Origin of the sequence: Micrococcus sp. M4NT (assembly GCF_033790745.1) — a bacterium.
Taxonomy (GTDB): domain Bacteria; phylum Actinomycetota; class Actinomycetes; order Actinomycetales; family Micrococcaceae; genus Micrococcus.
Genome location: NZ_JAMYEH010000004.1, coordinates 1 through 20,672 on the forward strand (window position 1 = coordinate 1; position 20,672 = coordinate 20,672).

The window sequence follows — 20,672 nt, forward strand, 5'->3', positions numbered from 1 at the left end:
GTGTGGGGGTGGAGGCGAGGGGCCTCCTCATCCCCCGACGAGCGCCGCCACCTGCGACCGCAGCCGCTCGAGCCGCTCAGCCGCCGCGTCCGGGTCCGCGTCCCGCGTGCCGAGGTAGCACTTGAGCTTGGGCTCCGTGCCGGAGGGGCGGATGAGCACGCGCGTGCCCGAGTCCGTGGCGAACAGCAGCGCGTCGGTGGGGGGCAGGCCCGCGCCGCCCTCGGCCAGGTCCCGGCTCACGGTCACCGGCTCGCCCGCGAGCTCGGCGGGGCCCCGCTCGCGCAGCGCGGCCATGGTCGCCCCGATGATCGACAGGTCCTGCACCCGCACGGACACCTGCGCGGCCGGCATCGCGCCGGTCACCGCGTCGACGGCGGCCAGCGCGTCGGCCAGCGTGCGCCCGGAGGCCGAGAGGTCGGCGGCCAGCTCGCACGCCAGCAGCGCGGCGGTGATGCCGTCCTTGTCCCGCACGAGGTCCGGGGCCACGCAGTAGCCGAGCGCCTCCTCGTAGCCGTAGCCCAGCTCGGGGGCGCGCGAGATCCACTTGAACCCGGTGAGCGTCACGTGATGCGCCACCCCCTCGGCCTCGGCGAGGACGGCCAGCTGCGGCGCGGAGACCACGGAGTTCGCGGCGCTGCGCCCCGTGGCCCGGAGCTGCGACATGAGGTGGGCCCCCAGCAGCGTCCCGACGGCGTCGCCGGAGAGCATCCGCCATGTCCGAGCGCCGGCGCCGTCGGTGACCCGCACACCGAGCGCGAGGCGGTCCGCGTCCGGGTCGTTGGCGATCACGAGGTCCGCGTCCCGCTCCGCCGCGAGGGCGAGCGCGAGGTCCATGGCGCCCGGCTCCTCCGGATTGGGGAAGGCCACCGTGGGGAAGGCGGGGTCCGGCTGCGCCTGCTCCGGCACCACCTCGACGTCGGCGAAGCCCGCCTCGGCGAGCAGCTCGGGGAGCACGGCCCCGCCCACGCCGTGCATCGGCGTGTAGACCACGCGCAGGGCGCGGTGGGGGAAGCGGTCCGGGTCCAGCAGGCCGAGCGCGGCCTCCCGGTAGGCCTCGAGCAGCTCCGGCCCGGCCAGCTCCCAGCCGTCCGCGGCGAGGGCGATGTCCGCGGGCCAGGCCTCGTGGTCGATCAGCGCGGCGATCTGCGCGTCCGCCGGGGAGACCAGCTGGGCGCCGCGCCCGGCGGCGTCCGTCATGCGTCCGCCGAGGTACACCTTGTAGCCGTTGTCCGCGGGCGGGTTGTGGCTCGCGGTGACCATCACGCCGGCGTCGGCGTTGAGGTGGCGGACGGCGAAGGCGAGCACCGGCGTGGGCAGCGCCGAGGGCAGCAGGATCACCTGCGCGCCGGCCGCCGTGAGCACCGCCGCCGTGTCCTGCGCGAAGGCGGCCGAGCCGCGTCGCGCGTCGTAGCCCACCACCGCGAGCGGGGCCGGGGCATCCGCCCCGAGCACCTGCCAGAGATGCGCGCCGAGCGCGGCCGCGGTGCGGCGCACCACGATCCTGTTCATGCGCGACTCGCCGGGGCCCTCCTCCGCGCGCAGCCCCGCCGTGCCGAACGCGAGCGGGCCGGAGAACCGGGAGGCCAGGGAGGCCCGGGCGGCGTCGGCCTCCGGACCGGTGCCCTCGGCGGCGTCCAGCTCGGCCCGCAGGATCTCCCGGTGCACGGGCTCCGGGTCCTCCACGGACCAGCGCTCGGCGAGGGCGACGACGCGGGGGTCCAGGGCGCTCATCAGATCCGCCCCACGATCTCGGCGAGCAGGCGCGAGATGCGCGGCCCGGCGGCACGGCCGGCCTCCACCACCTCGGCATGCGAGAGCGGCGTCTCGGAGATCCCGGCGCCCGGGTTGGTCACGAGCGAGATGCCGAACACCTCGAGGCCGGCGTGGCGGGCCGCGATGGCGTCGAGTGCCGTGGACATGCCCACGAGGTCCCCGCCGAGCGTGCGGGCCATGCGCACCTCCGCGGGCGTCTCGTACTGCGGGCCGGAGAACTGCACGTACACGCCCTCGGTGAGGGAGGGGTCCACCTCGCGGGCGATCCCGCGGATGCGCGGGGAGTAGAGGTCCGTGAGGTCCACGAACGTGGCGCCCACCAGAGGCGTGGCGCCCGTGAGGTTGATGTGGTCCGAGATCACCACGGGCGTGCCCGGGGCGATCGCCGGATCCAGCCCGCCGCACCCGTTCGTCAGCACGACGACGGACGCGCCCGCCGCGGCCGCCGTGCGGACGGTGTGGGCCACGTCCTGCGCGCTGCGGGACTCGTAGAAGTGGGTGCGCGAGCCGAAGACCAGGGCGTGCGTGCCGTCCGGCAGGCGCACGGAGCGGATCACGGCGCTGTGGCCCGGCACCTGCGGGGCGTGGAAGCCCGGCACGTCGGCCAGCGGCACGGCCGCCACCTCCTCGCCCAGCAGCGCGCCCGTGCCGCCCCAGCCCGAGCCCAGCACGACGGCGATGCGGTGCTCCGGCACGCCCGTCGCCTCGGCGATGGCCGCGGCGGCCTGCCGGGCCTCGGCGAAGCCGGGGTGGTCGCCGACGAGCCGGGACTCGCCGACGAGCCGGGACTCACCGGCGACCCCGGGGGCGCCGGTCGTGGAGTCGGGTACGGCCGGGGCGGGGGAGGAGGTCTGCTCGTTCACGCCGCCAGTCTAGGCGCGGGGCCCGGGGCCGGGCCCGGGTGCTGTGACTTTCCGGCCCACGGCGGACACAATGAGGACCGTGAGCGACGAGAACACGACCTTCATCCCCTCCCTGACCATCATCGGCGGCGGCCCCGGCGGCTACGAGGCGGCCATGGTGGCCGCCAAGCTCGGTGCCCGGGTCACCGTCATCGAGCGCCAGGGCATGGGGGGCTCCGCCGTCCTCACGGACGTGGTCCCGTCCAAGACCCTGATCGCCACGGCCGAGTCCATGCGCCGCGTGATGTCCGCCAAGGACCTCGGCGTGGACCTCGGCGGCGGCGAGCCCCGCGCGGACATGCTCGACGTGGACCGCCGCATCCTGGCCCTCGCCGGGGAGCAGTCCCGGGACATCGAGGCCGCCCTCACGGCGCTCGGCGTCCGCGTCATCCACGGCACGTCGCGCGTCGTCGGTCCCCACGAGGTGGAGGTGCGCCCCGAGGACGAGGCCGAGGGTGCCGACCGCGAGGTGATCACCTCGGATGCGATCCTCGTGGCCGTGGGCGCGAGCCCCCGCGAGCTGCCCACCGCCCTCCCGGACGGTGAGCGCATCTTCAACTGGAAGCAGCTGTACGCGCTGCAGGAGCTGCCCGAGCACCTCATCGTGGTGGGCTCGGGCGTGACCGGCGCCGAGTTCGCCTCCGCGTACGACCGCCTCGGCGCGGAGGTCACCCTGGTCTCCTCCCGTGACCGCGTGCTCCCCGGCGAGGACGCCGACGCCGCCGAGCTGCTCGAGCACGTGTTCCACGAGAACGGCCTGAACGTGGTGGGCCGCTCCCGCGCCGAGGCCATCGAGCGCACGGAGACCGGCGTGCGCGTGCACCTCTCCGGCGAGGGCGCTGTGGACACCCCCGTGCTCGAGGGCTCGCACTGCCTCGTGGCCGTGGGCGGCGTCCCCAACACCGCGGGCCTGGGCCTGAAGGAGGTCGGCGTGGAGCTGACCGAGTCCGGCCACGTCAAGGTCGACGGAGTCTCCCGCACCACGGTGCCCAGCATCTACGCCGCGGGCGACTGCACCGGTGCTCTCGCCCTCGCCTCGGTGGCCGCCATGCAGGGGCGCATCGCCGTCGCGCACCTGCTGGGCGACGCCCTCAAGCCGCTGCGCCCGCACCTGCTGGCCTCCAACATCTTCACCTCCCCCGAGATCGCCACGGTGGGCGTCACCCAGGAGCAGGTGGACTCCGGCAAGTACCAGGCGGACGTGCTGCGCCTGGACTTCGCGACCAATCCCCGCGCCAAGATGCAGGGCGTGAAGGAGGGCTTCGTGAAGATCTTCGCCCGCCAGGGCTCGGGCACCGTGATCGGCGGCGTGGTGGTGGCCCCGCGGGCCTCCGACCTCATCTACCCGCTCGCGCTCGCCGTGACCCACAAGCTCCACGTGGACGACCTCGCGGACACCTTCACCGTGTACCCCTCCATGTCCGGTTCCATCGCGGAGGCGGCGCGCCGCCTGCACGTGCGCCTGTGAGCTGAGCGGTCCTCCACCTCCACCCCCACCCCCACCCAGAGTGGTCGCAACACGCCGCGTCGCCTTTCCGCAGGCGGCGTGTCGTGACCACTCCGGGACGGGCCGGGTCGGGTCGGGACAGGTCGGGGCAGGTCGGGCCGGGTCGGGACAGGTCGGGCCACTCCGGGCCGGGACGGGCCTCCACCGACGACGGCGGCCGGTCACCTTCACGCTGGAAGGTGACCGGCCGCCGTCGTCTGCGGGAGGGGTCCTGGCTCACCGGGCCGCGCGGCGCTCCCGAGCGGAGGAGACGGTGTCCAGGTCCGCGTGCCGCGTCTCGGGGGAGAGGGCCAGGGCGACCATCGTGATCAGCGACGCCGCGGCGAGGTAGTAGCCGACGTACGAGACGTCGAACCTCTGCACCAGCCAGGCCGCCACGAACGGCGTGAGGGCCGCGCCGAGGATCGAGGACACGTTGTACGCGATGCCCGAGCCCGTGTAGCGCGTGTTCGTGGGGAACAGCTCGGGCAGGACGGCGGACATGGGGCCGAAGGTCAGGCCCATGAGCGTCATGCCGACCGCGAGGAACGCGACCATGAGCGGGACGTTCACCTCGGCGCCGGTGCCCATCGTGGCCGGGGCCAGCCAGAGGCCGAAGCTCAGGCCGAACAGGATCATGAGGCCGGAGACGGTCAGGAGGGTGGGCTTGCGGCCGAAGCGGTCCGCCAGCCAGCCGGACACCGGGATGAACGCCGCGAAGAACACGATGCCGATCAGCTGCAGCACGAGGAACTCGGAGTACGGGATCCCGAGCATGCCGTTCTCCCGCTTGCCGATCGCGTAGGAGAGGATCCACGTGGTCATGAGGTAGAAGAGCACGTACGTGGCGTACATGACGAAGGTGCCGAGGATCAGCTCCCACCAGTTGCGGCGGAAGACCTCGCCGACGGGGGCCTTGACGCGCTGGTCGTTGTCCAGGGCGCGCTGGAAGACCGGCGTCTCCTCGAGGCGGACGCGCACGTACATGCCCACGGCCACCATGGCGATCGAGAGCAGGAACGGCATGCGCCACACCCACGTGAGGAAGGCGCCGTCCATGTCCGGGTTGGTGGAGTCGTGGTCGAAGCCGAGCACGAGCAGCAGGTACAGGCCGTTGGCCAGGAAGAAGCCGATCGGGGCGCCGAGCTGCGGCCACATGGCCGCCTGCGCGCGCTTGCCCTCCTTCGCGTACTCGGTGGCCAGCAGGGCCGCGCCGGACCACTCGCCGCCCAGGCCGAGGCCCTGGGTGAAGCGCAGGATGGTGAGCATGGCCGGCGCCCACAGGCCCACCTGGTAGTACGTGGGCAGCAGGCCGATGAGGAACGTGGCGATGCCCATGGTCAGCAGGGAGCCGATGAGCGTGACCTTGCGGCCCATGCGGTCGCCGAAGTGGCCGAACAGCACCGAGCCGATCGGGCGGGCCACGAACGCCGCGCCGAAGGTGGCCATGGAGGCCAGGAGCGCGGCGCCGTCATCGCCCTTCGCGAAGAAGATCAGCGGGAACACCGAGACGGCGGCCGTGGCGTAGACGTAGAAGTCGTAGAACTCGATCGAGGTGCCGATGAGCGAGGCCACGACCACGCGCGAGCGGGGCACGGGCGTCTCGTCGGGGGCGGCTGCCGCGGGGGCGACGGCGGCCGGGGCGCCGGCGCCGGCGGGGCCGGCGGGTGTGCCGGCAGACGCGGCGGGGCCCGAGGGCGGAGTGGAGTGGGACATGAGAGCTCCGAGGGACGGACGGTCACCGAGGGTCGGATGGCCCACGATGTGAGATGGAATGTCCGCCAGTATAGGAGTGGCGCGCTGACGTGCCCTCACGCTGGCTGCACCTGTCCACCATGCGGACGGCTCGGCTGCTGGGAATCATGCGCCGACGCCTGCGGACGCGACGGCGCCTCGGCCAGGGGTCCGGTCCGGCGCCTCGGCCAGGGGTCCGGCGCGGAGGGATGGACCGACGCGTCGCTGTGCCCGGCGACCAGGTGGTGTGTCCCCGAAATGACATGGTCTATCCGGTCTAGCCCATGGCAATTGCCGGACGACCACCCTGGTCTGCCACAGGAGAGCCCTTCCCCGCGGGGAGCGTGGCCGCGCCCGGACGCGGACTCAGCCTTCGTCGTCGATGGTGGCGAGCACGTCGCCGGCCTTGACCGTCTCGCCGGCTTTCACGCTCAACCCGGAGACCACGCCCGCGCGGTGCGCCGTGAGGGGCTGCTCCATCTTCATGGCCTCCATGACCACGATGAGATCGCCCTCGGCCACGGCCTGCCCGTTCTCCGCCGCCACCTTCACCACCGTGCCCTGCATGGGCGCGGTCAGCGCGTTGGTGCTGGGCGCCGTGGCCGCACCGGCGCGGGCTCCGCGGGGCCGACGTCGGCCCGCGCCGGCGCGCTGCGCGGCGCCCTGCACGGAGTGCATCGCGGCCGCGAACGTGGGCAGCGTGACGTCCACGCGCTTGCCGTTGACCTCCACCGTGACGGTGTGGCGGGCCTCCGGTGCGGCGGGGTCGGCGGGCGTCTGGCCGTAGGGCTCCAGGAGCGCGGCGAACTCGGTCTCGATCCAGCGGGTGTGGACCGAGAACGGTTCCTCGGAGCCGGCGAGCTCGGGCGCGAACGCCGGGTCCTTCACCACGGCCCGGTGGAACGGCAGCACCGAGGGCATCCCCGCGATCTCCGCCTCGCCGAGCGCACGGGCGGCCCGCTGGAGGGCCTGGCGGCGGGTGGCGCCCGTGACGATCAGCTTGGCGACCATCGAGTCGAACGCCCCGGAGACGGTCTCGCCCTCCAGCACGCCGGTGTCCACGCGCACGCCGGGGCCCGAGGGCAGGCGGAACGTGGTGAGGCGGCCGGGGGCGGGCAGGAAGCCGCGGCCCGGATCCTCACCGTTGAGGCGGAACTCGATCGAGTGGCCGCGCACCTCGGGATCGGTGTAGCCGAGGGCCTCACCGCGGGCGAGGCGGAACTGCTCCCGCACGAGGTCGATGCCCGTGACCTCCTCGGACACGGGGTGCTCCACCTGCAGGCGCGTGTTCACCTCGAGGAAGGACAGGGTGCCGTCCTGGCCCACGAGGAACTCGCACGTGCCCGCGCCCACGTAGCCGGCCTCCTTGAGCAGCGCCTTGGAGGACTCGACGAGGCGGCGGTTCTGCTCGTCTGTGAGGAACGGCGCGGGCGCCTCCTCCACGAGCTTCTGGTTGCGGCGCTGCAGCGAGCAGTCACGCGTGGAGACCACCACGACGTCGCCGTGCACGTCCGCGAGGCACTGCGTCTCCACGTGGCGCGGCTTGTCCAGGAAGCGCTCCACGAAGCACTCGCCGCGGCCGAACGCCGAGACCGCCTCGCGCACCGCGGACTCGTAGAGCTCGGGGATCTCCTCGCGCTCGCGGGCCACCTTGATGCCGCGGCCGCCGCCGCCGTACGCGGCCTTGATGGCCACGGGCAGGCCGTGCTCGTCCGCGAACGCGAGCACCTCGGCCGTGCCTGCGGCGGGGGAGGTGGTGCCGGGGGCGAGCGGGGCGCCGACCCGCGTGGCCAGCCGGCGCGCGGAGACCTTGTCCCCGAGGGCGTCGATGGCCGCCGGCGGCGGGCCGATCCACACGAGGCCGGCCGCCTCGACGGCGCGCGCGAAGCCGGCGTTCTCCGAGAGGAAGCCGTAGCCGGGGTGCACGGCGTCGGCGCCGGAGCGCTCAGCGGCGTCCAGGATCTTCTCCACGAGCAGGTAGGAGTCGGCCGCGGTCTCCCCGCCGATGGCCACGGCCTCGTCGGCGAGCTTGACGTGGAGGGCGTCGCGGTCCGGCTCGGCGTAGACGGCCACCGAGGTGAGGCCCTCGTCCTGGCATGCACGGATGACGCGGACGGCGATCTCCCCGCGGTTGGCGATCAGCACGCGGGAGAACGGCCGCGGAGTCCCGGCGTCGGTGGCGAGGGGGGCCTGGGGCGCGTCGGCGGTGCTCATGGGCTTCGGGGACTCCTCGGGGAAGACGGCGGAGGCAGCGGCACGGGCTGCCGCTGTTCATCAGCACCCTACTGTGGGTGGGGGAACCCTCACAGCAACCCGGCCCGGATCCGCCGGATCAGCGCCTGGTGTTGGAGGAAACCCACAATTCCGTGAAGGGGACGCCGAGGTGTTCGCACGCACCGCGCAGCCACGAGACCGAGAGGCCGATGACGGCGTTGGGGTCGCCGTCGACGCCCGCGATCAGTGCGGCCCCCGCCCCGTCGATGGTGAACGCGCCCGCGCAGAAGAGCGGCTCGCCCGTGGCCACGTAGGCGGCGAGGGTGGCCTCGTCCGCCGCGGCGAAGCGGACGCCGGCGGAGACGACCCCCGCGACGGCGGGAGAGCCGGACGCGGAGGCTGAGGGCATCACCAGCCCGAGCCAGTGACCGGAGTGCAGCGTCCCGGCTCGGCCAGCCTGGGCCCGCCAGCGCTCGAGTGCGACGTCGGGTTCGTAGGGCTTGCCGTAGGCGCGGCCCTCGAACTCGAACACGGAGTCGCAGCCGAGCACGAGGGTGGGCACCGCGACGCCGTCGGCCGCCACGCGGGCGGCCACGTCCCGGCCCTTCGCCTCGGCGAGCAGCCCCGCGAGCTCGGCGGGGGAGGCGTCGGGGTGCTCGGCGCCCACGGCGTCCTCGTCCACGTTCGAGACCACGACGCGGAACCCCACCTGGGCGCGCGTGAGGATCTCCGCGCGCCCGGGCGAGGCCGAGCCGAGCACCAGCTCGACCGCCGCCGTCACGCCAGCGCGTCCCGGAGGGTGTCCAGGCCCATCGAGCCGAGCTTCAGCGCCCGCGTGTGGAACGCGCGGAGGTCGAAGTCGGCGCCCTCGCGCTCCTCGTGGTCGGCGCGGATCTGCTCCCAGATGCGCTGACCCACCTTGTAGGCGGGCGCCTGGCCCGGCCAGCCGAGGTAGCGCGTGAACTCGAAGCGGCGCTGGCCCTCGGAGATGTTCAGGTGCTTGGCCAGGAACGCGTAGCCGCGCTCCGGGTCCCACGCGCCGCCGCCCTCGGACTCGGGCATCTCGAAGCCGCAGTGGTAGCCGATGTCGAACACCACGCGGGCGGCGCGCATGCGCTGCATGTCCAGCATGCCGAGGTGGTCGCCCGGGTCGTCGAGGAAGCCGAGCTCCTCCATGAGCTTCTCCGCGTAGAGCGCCCAGCCCTCGCCGTGGCCGGAGGTCCAGCAGAAGCTGCGGCGCCACAGGTTGAGGTTCGCGCGGTTCATCATGGCGGTGGCGACCTGCAGGTGATGGCCGGGCACGCCCTCGTGGTAGACCGTGGTGGTCTCGGCCCACGTGGTGAACTCGTCCTCGCCGGCGGGCACGGACCACCACATGCGGCCCGGGCGGGAGAAGTCGTCCGAGGGGCCGGTGTAGTAGATGCCGCCCTCCTGCGTGGGGGCGATCATGCACTCGAGGCGGTCCATGGGAGCGGGGATCTCGAAGTGCTCCTTCATGGCCGCGACGGCCTCGTCGGAGAGGCGCTGCATCCAGGCCCGGAGCGCGTCGGTGCCCTTGAGGGCGCGCTCGGGATCGGCGTCGAGGACGGCGCGGGCCTCCTCAATCGTGGCGCCGGGCTTGATCCTCTCGGCGTCCGCCTCCTGCGCGGCGATCAGGCGCGCGAGCTCCTGCTGGCCCCAGCGGTAGGTCTCCTCGAGATCGATCTCCGCGCCGAGGAACACGCGCGAGGCGAGGCGGTAGTGCTCGATCCCGACGGCGTCGGCCTCCGGCGCGTGCGGGCGCAGCTCGGACTCGAGGGCGTCCGCGAAGTCGCGGTAGGCCTGCGCACCGGCGTCGGCGCCGGAGCGGATCCGCTCGGCGAGCGCGGCGTCGACGACGTCGGCCTCCTGCGCGCGGGCGGTCAGGCCCGGGAAGAACCCGTCCCCGGTGCCGTGTGCGCGGGCCTGCTCGATGACGATGTCGATCTGGCGCTGCGCGGCCACGTGGCCCGAGTCCTTCGAGGCGATCAGCGATGCCGTGTACCCCGCGAGCGCGGCCGGCAGGTTCTCGAGGCGGCCGGCGATGTGCTCCCAGTGCTCGGCGGTGTCCGTGGGCATGAGGTCGAACACGGCCCGGATGCCCTGCGCGGGGGACGCGATGTTGTTCAGCTCGGTGCGGCCGGTCGCGTGGATCTCCCGCTCGAGGCCGATGCGCTCCTGCATGGCGGCCTTGGTGACGCGGTCGGTCTCGTCGGCCGGCTCGAGCGCTTCGAGGTCCGCGAGGAGGCGGGCGTTGAGCTCGTCGTCGGCACGGGCGCCGGCGGGGGAGAAGTCCGAGTACTCGGACTCGTGGCCCGCGAAGCCGAGCTCCGTGGCGGTGTCCGGGTGCAGGGCGAGGTAGTCGGTGACGTACTGCTCGGCCAGGGCGTCGATCGCGGAGGGCGTGCGGGCGCCGCCCTCGCTCAGAGAGGTGTTCTGGGTCATACCCTGAACTCTAGGCCGTGCGTTTTCGTGCGCGAAACGGGAGCTCACGTCCCCCTCCCGTTCACGACGCCGGTCGGGTCAGGAGGGGCCCGCCGAGCGGCGCCACTGGTCCTTGCCGGGACGGGCCCACAGCCCGAGGTCGTCGCGGCGGCGCAGCGTGCGGTCCAGCCGCGGCGGTCGCGGCCGAGCCTGCACGGCCTGCGCCTCCTCCGCCCGCAGGTGCGCGAGCACCGCGGTCAGGGCCGCCATCTCCTCCGGGTCCAGCTCGGCGCCGGAGAGGCGCACGGCGTCGCCGGCGTCGCCGGCCTGCTCTCCACCGGCCTGGCCCGTGCCCCGGACCTCCTCGTCGCGCGCGCTCACAGCGGCATGTTCCCGTGCTTCTTGGCGGGCCGCGACTCGCGCTTGTGGTGCGTGGCGCGCAGGGCACGCACCAGCTGGGCACGCGTCTGGTGCGGGGCGACGACGGCGTCCACGTAGCCCAGCTCCGCGGCCTGGTAGGGGTTCAGCAGCTCGGCCTCGTAGTCGGCCACGATCTGCGCGCGCCGCTCCTCCACGTCCCCGCCGGCCTTCTCGACCTCGGCGAGGTCGCGGCGGTACAGGATGTTGACGGCGCCCTGCGGCCCCATCACGCCGATCTGCGCGCTGGGCCAGGCCAGGTTGAGGTCCGCGCCGAGCTTCTTGGAGCCCATGACGATGTACGCGCCGCCGAACGCCTTGCGCGTGATCACCGTCAGCTTGGGCACGGTGGCCTCGGCGTAGGCGTAGATCAGCTTCGCGCCGCGGCGGATGATGCCCTGGAACTCCTGGTCGGTGCCGGGCAGGAACCCGGGCACGTCCACGAGGGTGACCACGGGCAGGTTGAACGCGTCGCAGAACCGCACGAACCGCGCCGCCTTCTCCGAGGCCGCGATGTCCAGCGTGCCGGCGAACTGCATCGGCTGGTTGGCCACCACGCCCACGCTCATCCCGTCGAGCCTCGCCAGCGCTGTGATCACGTTGGGGGCGTAGAGCTCCTGCAGCTGCAGCACGTGGCCGTCGTCCACGATCGCCCCGATCACCTGGAGCATGTCGTACGGCTGGTTGGCCGAGTCGGGGATCAGCGCGTCCAGGCCGTGGTCCTCGTCCGTCGGCTCGAGGTCCACGGGCTGGTCCAGCGGCGCCTCGGCCAGGTTGTTGGAGGGCAGGAACTCGAGCAGCTCCTGCACGTACGCGATCGCGTCCTCCTCCGACGTCGCCATGTAGTGCGCCGTGCCGGAGACCGCGTTGTGCGAGCGCGCGCCGCCGAGCGTCTCCATGTCCACGTCCTCGCCCGTGACGGTCTTGATCACGTCCGGGCCGGTGATGAACATGTGGGAGGTCTGGTCCACCATCACCACGACGTCGGTCAGCGCCGGCGAGTACGCCGCGCCGCCCGCGGACGGCCCCATGATCAGGGAGATCTGCGGGACCATGCCGGAGGCCAGCACGTTGTTCCGGAAGATGTCCGCGAACTGGGCGAGCGAGGCGACGCCCTCCTGGATGCGCGCACCGCCGCCGTCGAGGATGCCGATCACGGGGCAGCCGTTGCGCGCCGCGAACTCCTGGACCTTCACGATCTTCTGGCCGTTGCGCTCGGAGAGCGAGCCGCCGAACACCGTGAAGTCCTGCGCGTACACGGCCACCTGGCGGCCGTCCACGGTGCCGAAGCCGCTCACGACGCCGTCGCCGGCCGGGTGCTTGGCGTCCATGCCGAACGCGGTGGTGCGGTGCACGGCCAGCGCGTCGAGCTCCACGAACGAGCCCTCGTCCAGGAGCATCTCGATCCGCTCGCGGGCGGTGTGCTTGCCCCGGCCGTGCTGACGCTCGACGGCGGCCGTGCCGCCGGGCGCGTCCGTCGCCTCGAGGCGGCGATGCAGGTCCGCGAGACGGCCGGCGGTGGTGGTCAGATCGGGATCGGACACGCGAGCTCCTGGGCTGATGGGCGGCCCGGGCGGGGCCCTGTCGAGCGGCCAGTCTACGGGGGAGGGCCCGGAGCCCCGACAGGAGGATTCCTCCAACGCCCGCCGGATCGGCTCGTGCGCCCCGCCCGCACGGCGGCGGACCGGTGGGGGTGTATATGTAGGGATCATGCAGGAACACGTCCCCGCGGCTCCCTCCCCAGCCGCCTCCGCCGCCCCCGCCCCGCCGCTGACGTGGCTCGAGTCCGTCGGCTCCACGCAGGACGACCTCCTGGCCCGCCTCGACCGGGAGGGCCACCGGCACGGCGCCGCCGTCGCCACCGCGGACCAGACCGCCGGCCGCGGCCGCCACACCCGCGTGTGGAGCACCCCGCCCGGCACCGCGCTCGCCCTCTCGGTCCATCTGCGGCCCGAGCCCGCCGGCGTCCCGCTCGCGCCCGTGCACCTCAGCTGGCTCTCGCTCGTGGCCGCCGCGACGATCGCCGAGCGCCTCGGAACCCGCGGCGTGGCCGCCCACGTGAAGTGGCCCAACGACGTGCTCGCCCCGGACGGGCGCAAGCTGTGCGGCGTGCTCGGCTCGGTGTCCCTCGCCGCGGACGGCAAGGGCCCCGGCGTCGTCGTGGGGATGGGCGTGAACCTGGACCACCGCGGCGCCGCCCCCGTGCCCACCGCCACCGACCTCGCGGAGTGGGCCGACGCCGGCCAGGTGCCCGAGCCGCGCGTGCTCGCCGAGGAGCTGCGCGACGCCGTGGTGGCCGCCGTGGACCGCTTCGCCGCCGCCGTGGCCGGCGAGGCCGAGCCCGTGGACGGGGATCACCCGGCCGTCGCCCCCGTGCTGCGCCGGCTCAGCACGGTGGGCCGTGAGATCCGGGCCGAGCTGCCCGGTGGGGACACCCTCGAGGGGACGGCCGTGGGCCTCGGACGCGGGGGGACGCTCCTGGTCAGGCCGCTCGCAGGGTCGCGTGAGACACTGCCCGCAGAGATCAGCGCGGGCGACGTCGTCCATCTGCGCGGCGACGTGCTGCGCGGACGCTGAGCCCGTGCCCCGGCGCGGGCACTGAAGCCGCAGGGAGTGGAGAGTGCGCCTGGAGCCCGGTGAACGCGTGGTGGTGCGCACCCGCGCGCATCCGCGCGTCCTGCTGCGCGCCGCCGCCCTGCTCGTGGGCACCGCCCTGCTCCTGGGCCTCGTCATGGGCGTCCTCGACCGCCCGGGCCTGCCGGGCCTCGTGGTCCGCTCCCGCTCGTGGCTGCACCTGCTCGCCTGGTCCCTGGCCGCGCTCGCCGTGCTGCTCGGCACGGTGCGGCCCTTCCTGCGCTGGCTCACCCGGCGCACGGTGATCACCACGCGCCGCCTCGTCCAGCGACCCGGCCTCGGCCGGGGCCCCGAGGCCGTCATGCCCCTCGTGTCCATCGCGGACGTGGTGCGCCGCGGCCGAGGCTCGGGCGCGGGGGATCTGCACGTCCGGTTCCAGGACGCCGGCCGCCAGGTCTACTGGCGGCTCACGGACGTCCCGGAGGCCGGCCGCTTCGAGGAGGCGCTGGCCGAGGCCACGCGTCGGGCCCGCGCGCAGTTGTGGCCCGCCCCGCACCCGTCAGGAGGCATCCGTTGACCCGCTCCCACCTGCCGGACACGGCACCGCTGCCCGTCATCCCGCCCGCCCGCGCCCCCGAGGCGAGGCCGGACGCACCCGTGACGCCGGACGCACCCGTGATGCCGGAGAACCCTGCGACCACGGGCGCGCCCGGGCCGTCGTCGACCGCCGCCGCCGACCCCCGGGACCCGGTGCCCACCCCCGGCTGGACCGGCGCCATGCGCACCCTGGACGCGGGGCTCGTGGTGGGCCCGCGCAGCTACACCCAGCGGGAGATGGCCGACCGCCTGGGGGTCCCCCTGGCCACCGCTCGGCGCATCTGGCGGGCCCTGGGATACCCCAGCGGGAAGGACGGGGTCAAGGCGTTCACCGACGAGGACGCGCGCGCGTTCGGCGCCGTGCTGCACCTCATGCGCTCCGGCGCGCTGAACGAGGACACCGCCATCTCGCTCGCCCGCTCGATCGGCCAGCTGATGGACCGCATGGTGGTGTGGCAGATCGAGGCCCTCGTGGAGGACAAGATCGCCTCCGGGGGGATGTCCGACCCTTCGGCGCGCCGCGCGGCCGTGGACCTGCTGCCGGAGATCGTCTCCCCGCTCGAGGAGGCCATGGAGGTCGTCTACCGGCGGCAGCTGAACCGCGCCGTGCAGCGCCTCACCGTCCGCGTGGAGGCCGGCCTGGCCGCGAGCGAGCAGGGCCGCGACGGCTCGGAGCACGACGCCCCGCTTCCGCTCGCGCGCGCCGTGGGCTTCGCCGACATGGTCTCCTACACCACGCTCTCCCGCACGATGGACGAGCGGACGCTGGCCCGCATGGTGCAGCGCTTCGAGTCCCGGTGCGCGGAGATCATCTCCTCGGGCGGCGGCTGGCTCGTGAAGACGATCGGCGACGAGGTGCTCTTCAACGCCGAGTCGCCGGAGGCCGGTGCCACGATCGCGCTGAGCCTCTCCGAGGCGCTGGCCGACGACCCCGTGCTGCCCTCGGCGCGCGTCTCCCTCGCGTGGGGCCGCGTGCTCTCCCGCCTCGGGGACATCTACGGACCCACGGTGAACCTCGCCGCGCGCCTGACGTCGCTCGCGGATCCGGGTACGGTGCTCGTGGACGCCCTGACCGCCGCCGCCCTCTCGCAGGACGAACGGTTCGTCCTCGTCCCTCAGCCGCCGAGGATCGTTCGCGGGTTCGGAGAGGTCCGCCCCTCCCTGCTCATGAGCGGTGCCACGCAGACCCTGCTCGTCGACTGATCCCCGGCCGGCCCCGCGTCGGCCGTCCCCGCCACCGACGGAACCCGAGGACCCATGAGCCGCCCTGTGCAGGAGCCGCACCCGTCCGATCCCGCCCGCCCCGAGGTCGCCGCCCGCACCCACGTGGGAGCGGTCCGCGAGCTCAACGAGGACACCTGGGTCACCGTGGGGGAGCCGCTCGTGCTCGCCGCGGTGGCGGACGGGATGGGAGGTCACGAGGCCGGCGAGGTGGCCTCGGCCGCCGCCGTCGAGCTGTTGGAGCGGCGCGCCCCCGAGGTCCTCGCCCCCGGGAGCCCGCACACCCTGGAGGAGCTCGCCGCCCTCGTGCACGAGGCCGACGCGGCCGTGATCGAGGCCGGCCACGCCCGCTCCGGCACCACGCTGACCCTGCTGGCCTGCCTGGACGCCGAGCGCAGCCGCTGGGCGATCGCCAACGTGGGGGACTCCCGCGTCTACCGGCGGCCCGCCGACGCGCCGGTGCTCCAGCAGGTCACGGTGGACCACTCCGCCGTGCAGCTGCTCGTGGACGCCGGCCGGCTCACCGCGGACGAGGCGCGTGTGCACCCCCGGCGCAACGTGATCACCCGCGCCCTGGGCTCGCTCGAACCGCTCACCGTGGACGTGGCGGAGGTGGACGCCGCCTCCGGCGACACGTTCGTGCTGTGCAGCGACGGCCTCACGGGCGAGCTGACGGACGAGGAGATCCGGGCGCTGCTGGACGACGCCGCGGACCTCGAGGAGGCCGCCGAGCAGCTCGTCCACGCCGCCCTGTGGCGCGGCGGACGGGACAACATCACCGTGGTGCTGGTCCGGATCCCCTGAGGTGTCCGGGACGGGAACTAGGGTGGTCCCCGTGAGCACCCCCGAGCCCTCCGTCGGCCCCGACGCCCCCGGACAGATCCCCTCCGAGCGCCTCCGCGAGGAGTACGAGACGCTCGTCGAGCAGGTCCGCTCCGCGCGCACCGCGTACTACCAGCAGGACGCCCCGGAGCTCTCGGACGCGGAGTACGACGCGCTGTACCGCCGCCTCGAGGACATCGAGACGCTGCACCCGGAGATCGTCGCCAACGACTCGCCCACCCAGGAGGTCGGCGGCGAGGCCTCCGCCGCGTTCTCCCCGGTCACGCACGGGGCGCGCATGTACTCGCTCGAGGACCTGTTCTCCGAGGAGGAGCTGCGCACCTGGTTCCTGCGCACCGCGGGCACCCTGACGGCGGGCCGCCCGGAGGCGGCGCCGGCGTGGACGGTCGAGGTGAAGATCGACGGGCTGGCCGTGAACCTGCGCTACCGGGAGGGCCGGCTCGTGCAGGCCGCCACCCGCGGCGACGGGCGCGTGGGCGAGGACGTCACGCAGAACGTGCGCACCATCGCCGACGTCCCCCAGACGCTCACCGGCGAGGGATGGCCGGCCGAGTTCGAGGTGCGCGGTGAGGTCTTCATGTCCTCCGCCGCCTTCGCGGAGCTCAACGCGCAGCGCGCAGAGGAGGGTCTGCCGCCCTTCGCGAACCCGCGCAACGCGGCCGCCGGATCCCTGCGCCAGAAGGATCCCGCCGTCACGGCCCGGCGCCCGCTGTCCATGATCCTGCACGGCGTCGGCGCGGGGCCGGACCTCGGCGTCGCCTCCCAGCACGAGGCCTACGACGCGCTGGCGGCCTGGGGCCTGCCCGTGAGCCCGTACACGCGCCTCGTGGAGGGCGCGGACGAGGCCGCGCTGGCCGACGTCGTCGCGGTGATCGAGGAGTACGGGCGCCGCCGGCACGAGCTGATCCACGAGATCGACGGCATCGTGGTCAAGGCCGACGCCTTCGCGGACCAGCGCCTGCTCGGCCACACCTCCCGCGTGCCCCGCTGGGCGGCCGCGTTCAAGTACCCGCCGGAGGAGGTGCACACCCTCCTGCTCGACATCCTCGTCAGCGTGGGCCGCACCGGCCGCGTCACCCCCTTCGCCCACATGGAGCCCGTGTCGGTGGCCGGGTCCACCGTCTCCCTGGCCACGCTGCACAACCAGGACGTGGTCAAGGCCAAGGGCGTGCTGATCGGGGACACCGTCATCCTGCGCAAGGCGGGGGACGTGATCCCCGAGGTCGTGGGCCCCGTGCTGCCGCTGCGCGAGACCGCAGCCGAGCGGGGCATCGAGCTGCGCGAGTTCGTGATGCCCGCCGACTGCCCCTCGTGCGGCACCCCGCTGGCCCCCGCCAAGGAGGGGGACGTGGACCTGCGCTGCCCCAACGCCCGCTCCTGCCCGGCCCAGCTGGCCGGCCGCGTCGAGCACCTGGCCAGCCGCGGTGCGTTCGACGTGGAGGCGCTCGGCGAGGAGGCCGCCCGCTGGCTCGTGAACGGGCCCGGCCCGGATCCGGCCGAGAACGGCGGTCGGGTGCTCCCCGAGGGCGCCGGCGTCATCACCGCGGAGGCGCAGGTCTTCGACCTCGCCTCCGGCACGCCCGAGGAGATCACGGGCCCCCGCGGCGAGGACGGCCTGACGGACCTCCAGCGCTCGCTGGGCGACGTCCGGGTGTGGCGGGAGACGCGCACCAAGGTGGACGGCACGTTCGTGCCCTCCGGGAGGTTCGAGCTCAAGCCGTACTTCTTCACCGCCGGCACCGCGAAGAAGCCGTCCGCGCCCACGGCCAACACGCTGCGCCTGTTCGACGAGCTCGAGAAGGCCAAGTCCCAACCGCTGTGGCGCACCCTCGTGGCGCTGTCCATCCGGCACGTGGGCCCGACGGCGGCCCGCTCCCTGGCCACCGCGTTCGGGTCCATGGCGGCGCTGCGCGCGGCCGCGGAGGCGGGGCAGCGGGACCGGCTCGCGGAGATCGACGGCGTGGGCCCGATCATCGCGGACGCCCTCATCGAGTGGTTCGCGGAGGACTGGCACCGTGAGGTGGTGGACCGCTGGGCCGCCGCGGGCGTCTCAATGGAGGACGAGCAGGACGAGTCCATGCCCCGCACGCTGGAGGGCGTGACCGTGGTGGTCACCGGATCGCTCGAGGGCTTCTCCCGCGACTCCGCGAAGGAGGCCATCCTGGTGCGCGGCGGCAAGGCGTCCGGCTCCGTCTCCAAGAAGACCCACTTCCTCGTGGCCGGGGAGAACGCGGGAACCAAGCTGGAGAAGGCCGAGCAGCTCGGCGTGCCCGTGCTGGACGAGGCCGGGTTCGTCACGCTGCTGGCCGAGGGGCCGGCGGCGTTCGCGGCGGAGGAGACAGCCGAGGGCGAGGCCGGAACGGGGGAGGACGCCGGATGAGCCCCGCCCCGCAGCCCCGCGCCGCCGCGCGTCCGACCCCCACCACGGCGGGCCTGCTCGTCATCGCCAAGGCCGCCGCACGGGCCGGGGCGGACGTGCTCGCCCAGCGGTGGGTCCGTCACCACCCGGCCACCCCGCTGACCGCGGCCTCGCTCGGCGCCGAGACCAAGTCCTCCGGCTCGGACTGGGTCACGGACTACGACCGCCGCGCCGAACAGGCCGTCCGCGCCGTCATCACCGGCTACCGGCCGGACGACGAGCTCACGGGCGAGGAGTACGGCGCCACCGTCCCCGCGCGTCCGAGCGGGCTGCGCTGGAGCATCGACCCGCTGGACGGCACCACCAACTTCGTGCGAGGGATTCCGCAGTTCTGCACCTCCGTGGCCGTGATGGGCCCGGCGGACGCCGCCGTCGCCGAGCGCCTCGGCGTGCCGGAGGGGACGCCGCGCTGGCTGGCGGGCGCCGTCGTCGCTCCCGCGCTGGGGCGCACGTGGTTCGCGAGCGCGGGCGAGGGTGCCTTCAGCACCGCGGACGCGACGACGGCGGGTGTCGAGCTGCCGGGCCGGGACGAGGCCCCCGTGCGCCTGGCCGGCCCCGTGTCCGGCCGCTCCGGCAGGCTGTTGGCCACCGGCTTCGGCTACGACCCCGCGCGTCGGCAGGTCCAGGTGCGCGCCCTCGAGGCGCTGCTGCCCGGCTTCGGGGACGTGCGCCGCATCGGCTCGGCCGCCCTGGACCTGTGCATGGTCGCGGACGGCACCCTGGACGCGTATGCCGAGTTCGGCACGCAGGAGTACGACTGGGCCGCCGGCGCGCTCGTGGCGGAGGAGGCCGGGGCCCGCGTGCGCCGGCCCGCGAGCGGCGACGGCACGGCTGATCCCGGCTGGATGGTGGCCGGGGACGTGGACGAGGCCGCCCTGACGGCGGCACAGGAGGTGACCGCGTGAGACGGCTGGTGGGCGATCCCTGGTTCTACCCGGTGCTGTTCGCGGCGTCGGGGATCTTCTTCGCGGTGTGGGGCACGGTGAACCGGAACCTCGCGGTGATCGCGTCCTCGCTGGTGCTGCTGTACTTCGTGCTGCGCTGTCTCCGGGCCACCCGGGTGCGCTCCCGCCCGCTCGCCGGCGCGGAGGCGCACGTGGCGGCGGGCGGCGTCGTGGTGTTCTGGCGGCCCGGCTGCCAGTACTGCATGACGCTGATCAAGGCGCTCACGCCCGCGGAGCGCGCGGCGGCCTCCTGGGTGAACATCTGGACGGACGCCGAGGCCGCGGCCGCGCTGCGCCGCCTCCACGCACGGCGCGAAGGTCGCGAGCACGAGGCCGTCCCCACGGTGTGGGCGCGGAAGAAGGACTTCATCGTGGCCGACGATGCCTCGCGCGCCCGCCTGAAGGACATGCTGCGGGCGGCCACGCCCGCGCAGGAGGGGAGCGCCCGATGAGCGGGATCCACGTCCGGCCGCTGCGCCCCGAGGACCACGACGCCGTCGCCGCGCTCACGCTGGCCTCCTACGTGGACGGCGGGCACATCGACCCCGACTCCGCGTACGTGCGGACCCTCACGGACGTGGCCTCTCGGGCGGAGAAGGCGGAGGTCCTCGTGGCCGAGCTCGACGGGCAGGTGGTCGGCTCCGTGGTGCTCACCCCGCTGGGCTCGCCGATGGCGGAGACCGCCGTGGAGGGGGAGTACGAGTTCCGCATGCTGGCCGTGCACCCGGACCACCACCGCCGCGGCGTCGCCCGCGCCCTGATGGCCGCGATCGTGGAGCGGGCCCGGGCCCTGCCCGGGATCGAGGCCATCGCCCTGACCACCATGCCGACGATGACCGACGCCCACCGGCTCTACGAGCGCATGGGCTTCGTGCGGCTGCCCGAGCGGGACTGGCACCTGCGGGACGTGGTCCCGGACCTGGACCCGGCGGACGAGGCCGGTCCCTTCATCGTGTACCGGATGCCGCTGGGCTGACCCGCCCCCGCAGTCCGGCCCGGCTGCCGCCGTGTCCCGTCCGCGCGCGCCGCTAGACTCGGTCCGAACCGAAAGCGGCCCGTCCGGCCCCGTCGCGCGTCCGCGTGCCCGGCCCGGCCACGCCGTCCGA

General features: G+C 74.3%; 17 protein-coding genes. 9 read left to right on the plus strand and 8 right to left on the minus strand.

What is annotated here, in order from left to right:
- Window positions 1–27: 27 nt before the first annotated feature.
- Window positions 28–1,731: a phospho-sugar mutase gene (locus NJC10_RS03355; RefSeq protein WP_319074577.1), complete on the minus strand. Its 1,704-nt coding sequence runs from the start codon at window positions 1,729–1,731 to the stop codon at window positions 28–30.
- Window positions 1,731–2,636 carry a purine-nucleoside phosphorylase gene (locus tag NJC10_RS03360; RefSeq protein WP_413466375.1) on the minus strand — a complete coding sequence of 302 codons (906 nt, stop codon included), beginning with the start codon at window positions 2,634–2,636 and terminating at the stop codon, window positions 1,731–1,733. The genes NJC10_RS03355 and NJC10_RS03360 overlap by 1 nt, the downstream gene beginning before the upstream one ends.
- A gap of 70 nt (window positions 2,637–2,706) precedes the next feature.
- On the opposite strand from NJC10_RS03360, the gene NJC10_RS03365 reads away from it, so the two are divergent.
- Window positions 2,707–4,143 (plus strand): NAD(P)H-quinone dehydrogenase, encoded by a 1,437-nt coding sequence (locus NJC10_RS03365; RefSeq protein ID WP_319074578.1) that lies wholly within the window; start codon window positions 2,707–2,709, stop codon window positions 4,141–4,143.
- A 255-nt stretch (window positions 4,144–4,398) separates the two neighbouring features.
- Here the strand turns inward: NJC10_RS03365 and NJC10_RS03370 are convergent, their stop codons facing one another.
- The 6 genes from NJC10_RS03370 to NJC10_RS03395 form a co-directional block, all read right to left on the minus strand.
- Window positions 4,399–5,877 carry an MFS transporter gene (locus NJC10_RS03370; RefSeq protein ID WP_319074579.1) on the minus strand — a complete coding sequence of 493 codons (1,479 nt, stop codon included), beginning with the start codon at window positions 5,875–5,877 and terminating at the stop codon, window positions 4,399–4,401.
- Window positions 5,878–6,261: 384 nt separating this feature from the next.
- Window positions 6,262–8,109, minus strand: coding sequence for an acetyl/propionyl/methylcrotonyl-CoA carboxylase subunit alpha (locus NJC10_RS03375; protein ID WP_319074580.1), 1,848 nt, complete (start codon window positions 8,107–8,109; stop codon window positions 6,262–6,264).
- 118 nt (window positions 8,110–8,227) lie between these two features.
- The gene (locus NJC10_RS03380) at window positions 8,228–8,890 is read right to left on the minus strand and encodes a nucleoside triphosphate pyrophosphatase (RefSeq protein WP_319074581.1); all 663 of its coding nucleotides are present in this window, start codon (window positions 8,888–8,890) and stop codon (window positions 8,228–8,230) included.
- Window positions 8,887–10,572 carry a DUF885 domain-containing protein gene (locus NJC10_RS03385; protein ID WP_319074582.1) on the minus strand — a complete coding sequence of 562 codons (1,686 nt, stop codon included), beginning with the start codon at window positions 10,570–10,572 and terminating at the stop codon, window positions 8,887–8,889. The genes NJC10_RS03380 and NJC10_RS03385 overlap by 4 nt, the downstream gene beginning before the upstream one ends.
- A 78-nt stretch (window positions 10,573–10,650) precedes the next feature.
- Window positions 10,651–10,932 (minus strand): acyl-CoA carboxylase epsilon subunit, encoded by a 282-nt coding sequence (locus NJC10_RS03390; protein WP_319074584.1) that lies wholly within the window; start codon window positions 10,930–10,932, stop codon window positions 10,651–10,653.
- Window positions 10,929–12,512, minus strand: a complete 1,584-nt coding sequence (locus NJC10_RS03395) for an acyl-CoA carboxylase subunit beta (RefSeq protein ID WP_319074586.1) — start codon at window positions 12,510–12,512, stop codon at window positions 10,929–10,931. Before NJC10_RS03395 ends, NJC10_RS03390 begins: the two co-directional genes overlap by 4 nt.
- A gap of 166 nt (window positions 12,513–12,678) precedes the next feature.
- On the opposite strand from NJC10_RS03395, the gene NJC10_RS03400 reads away from it, so the two are divergent.
- The 8 genes from NJC10_RS03400 to NJC10_RS03435 are packed head-to-tail and all read left to right on the plus strand — an operon-like array spanning window position 12,679 to window position 20,542.
- On the plus strand, window positions 12,679–13,545 hold the full coding sequence (locus NJC10_RS03400) for a biotin--[acetyl-CoA-carboxylase] ligase (RefSeq protein WP_248118135.1): 867 nt from the start codon (window positions 12,679–12,681) through the stop codon (window positions 13,543–13,545).
- Between the two features lie 43 nt (window positions 13,546–13,588).
- Window positions 13,589–14,119: a PH domain-containing protein gene (locus tag NJC10_RS03405; RefSeq protein ID WP_298985749.1), complete on the plus strand. Its 531-nt coding sequence runs from the start codon at window positions 13,589–13,591 to the stop codon at window positions 14,117–14,119.
- The gene (locus tag NJC10_RS03410; RefSeq protein ID WP_319074588.1) at window positions 14,116–15,342 is read left to right on the plus strand and encodes an adenylate/guanylate cyclase domain-containing protein; all 1,227 of its coding nucleotides are present in this window, start codon (window positions 14,116–14,118) and stop codon (window positions 15,340–15,342) included. The genes NJC10_RS03405 and NJC10_RS03410 overlap by 4 nt, the downstream gene beginning before the upstream one ends.
- Window positions 15,343–15,396: 54 nt before the next feature.
- Complete coding sequence (locus tag NJC10_RS03415) at window positions 15,397–16,164, plus strand: PP2C family protein-serine/threonine phosphatase (protein WP_319074590.1); 768 nt, start codon at window positions 15,397–15,399, stop codon at window positions 16,162–16,164.
- Window positions 16,165–16,195: 31 nt separating this feature from the next.
- Window positions 16,196–18,583, plus strand: a complete 2,388-nt coding sequence (gene ligA / locus NJC10_RS03420; RefSeq protein ID WP_319074591.1) for an NAD-dependent DNA ligase LigA — start codon at window positions 16,196–16,198, stop codon at window positions 18,581–18,583.
- Complete coding sequence (locus NJC10_RS03425) at window positions 18,580–19,527, plus strand: inositol monophosphatase family protein (protein ID WP_319074593.1); 948 nt, start codon at window positions 18,580–18,582, stop codon at window positions 19,525–19,527. The genes ligA and NJC10_RS03425 overlap by 4 nt, the downstream gene beginning before the upstream one ends.
- Complete coding sequence (locus NJC10_RS03430) at window positions 19,524–20,018, plus strand: glutaredoxin domain-containing protein (RefSeq protein ID WP_319074594.1); 495 nt, start codon at window positions 19,524–19,526, stop codon at window positions 20,016–20,018. Before NJC10_RS03425 ends, NJC10_RS03430 begins: the two co-directional genes overlap by 4 nt.
- On the plus strand, window positions 20,015–20,542 hold the full coding sequence (locus tag NJC10_RS03435) for a GNAT family N-acetyltransferase (RefSeq protein ID WP_319074595.1): 528 nt from the start codon (window positions 20,015–20,017) through the stop codon (window positions 20,540–20,542). The genes NJC10_RS03430 and NJC10_RS03435 overlap by 4 nt, the downstream gene beginning before the upstream one ends.
- Window positions 20,543–20,672: the final 130 nt, after the last annotated feature.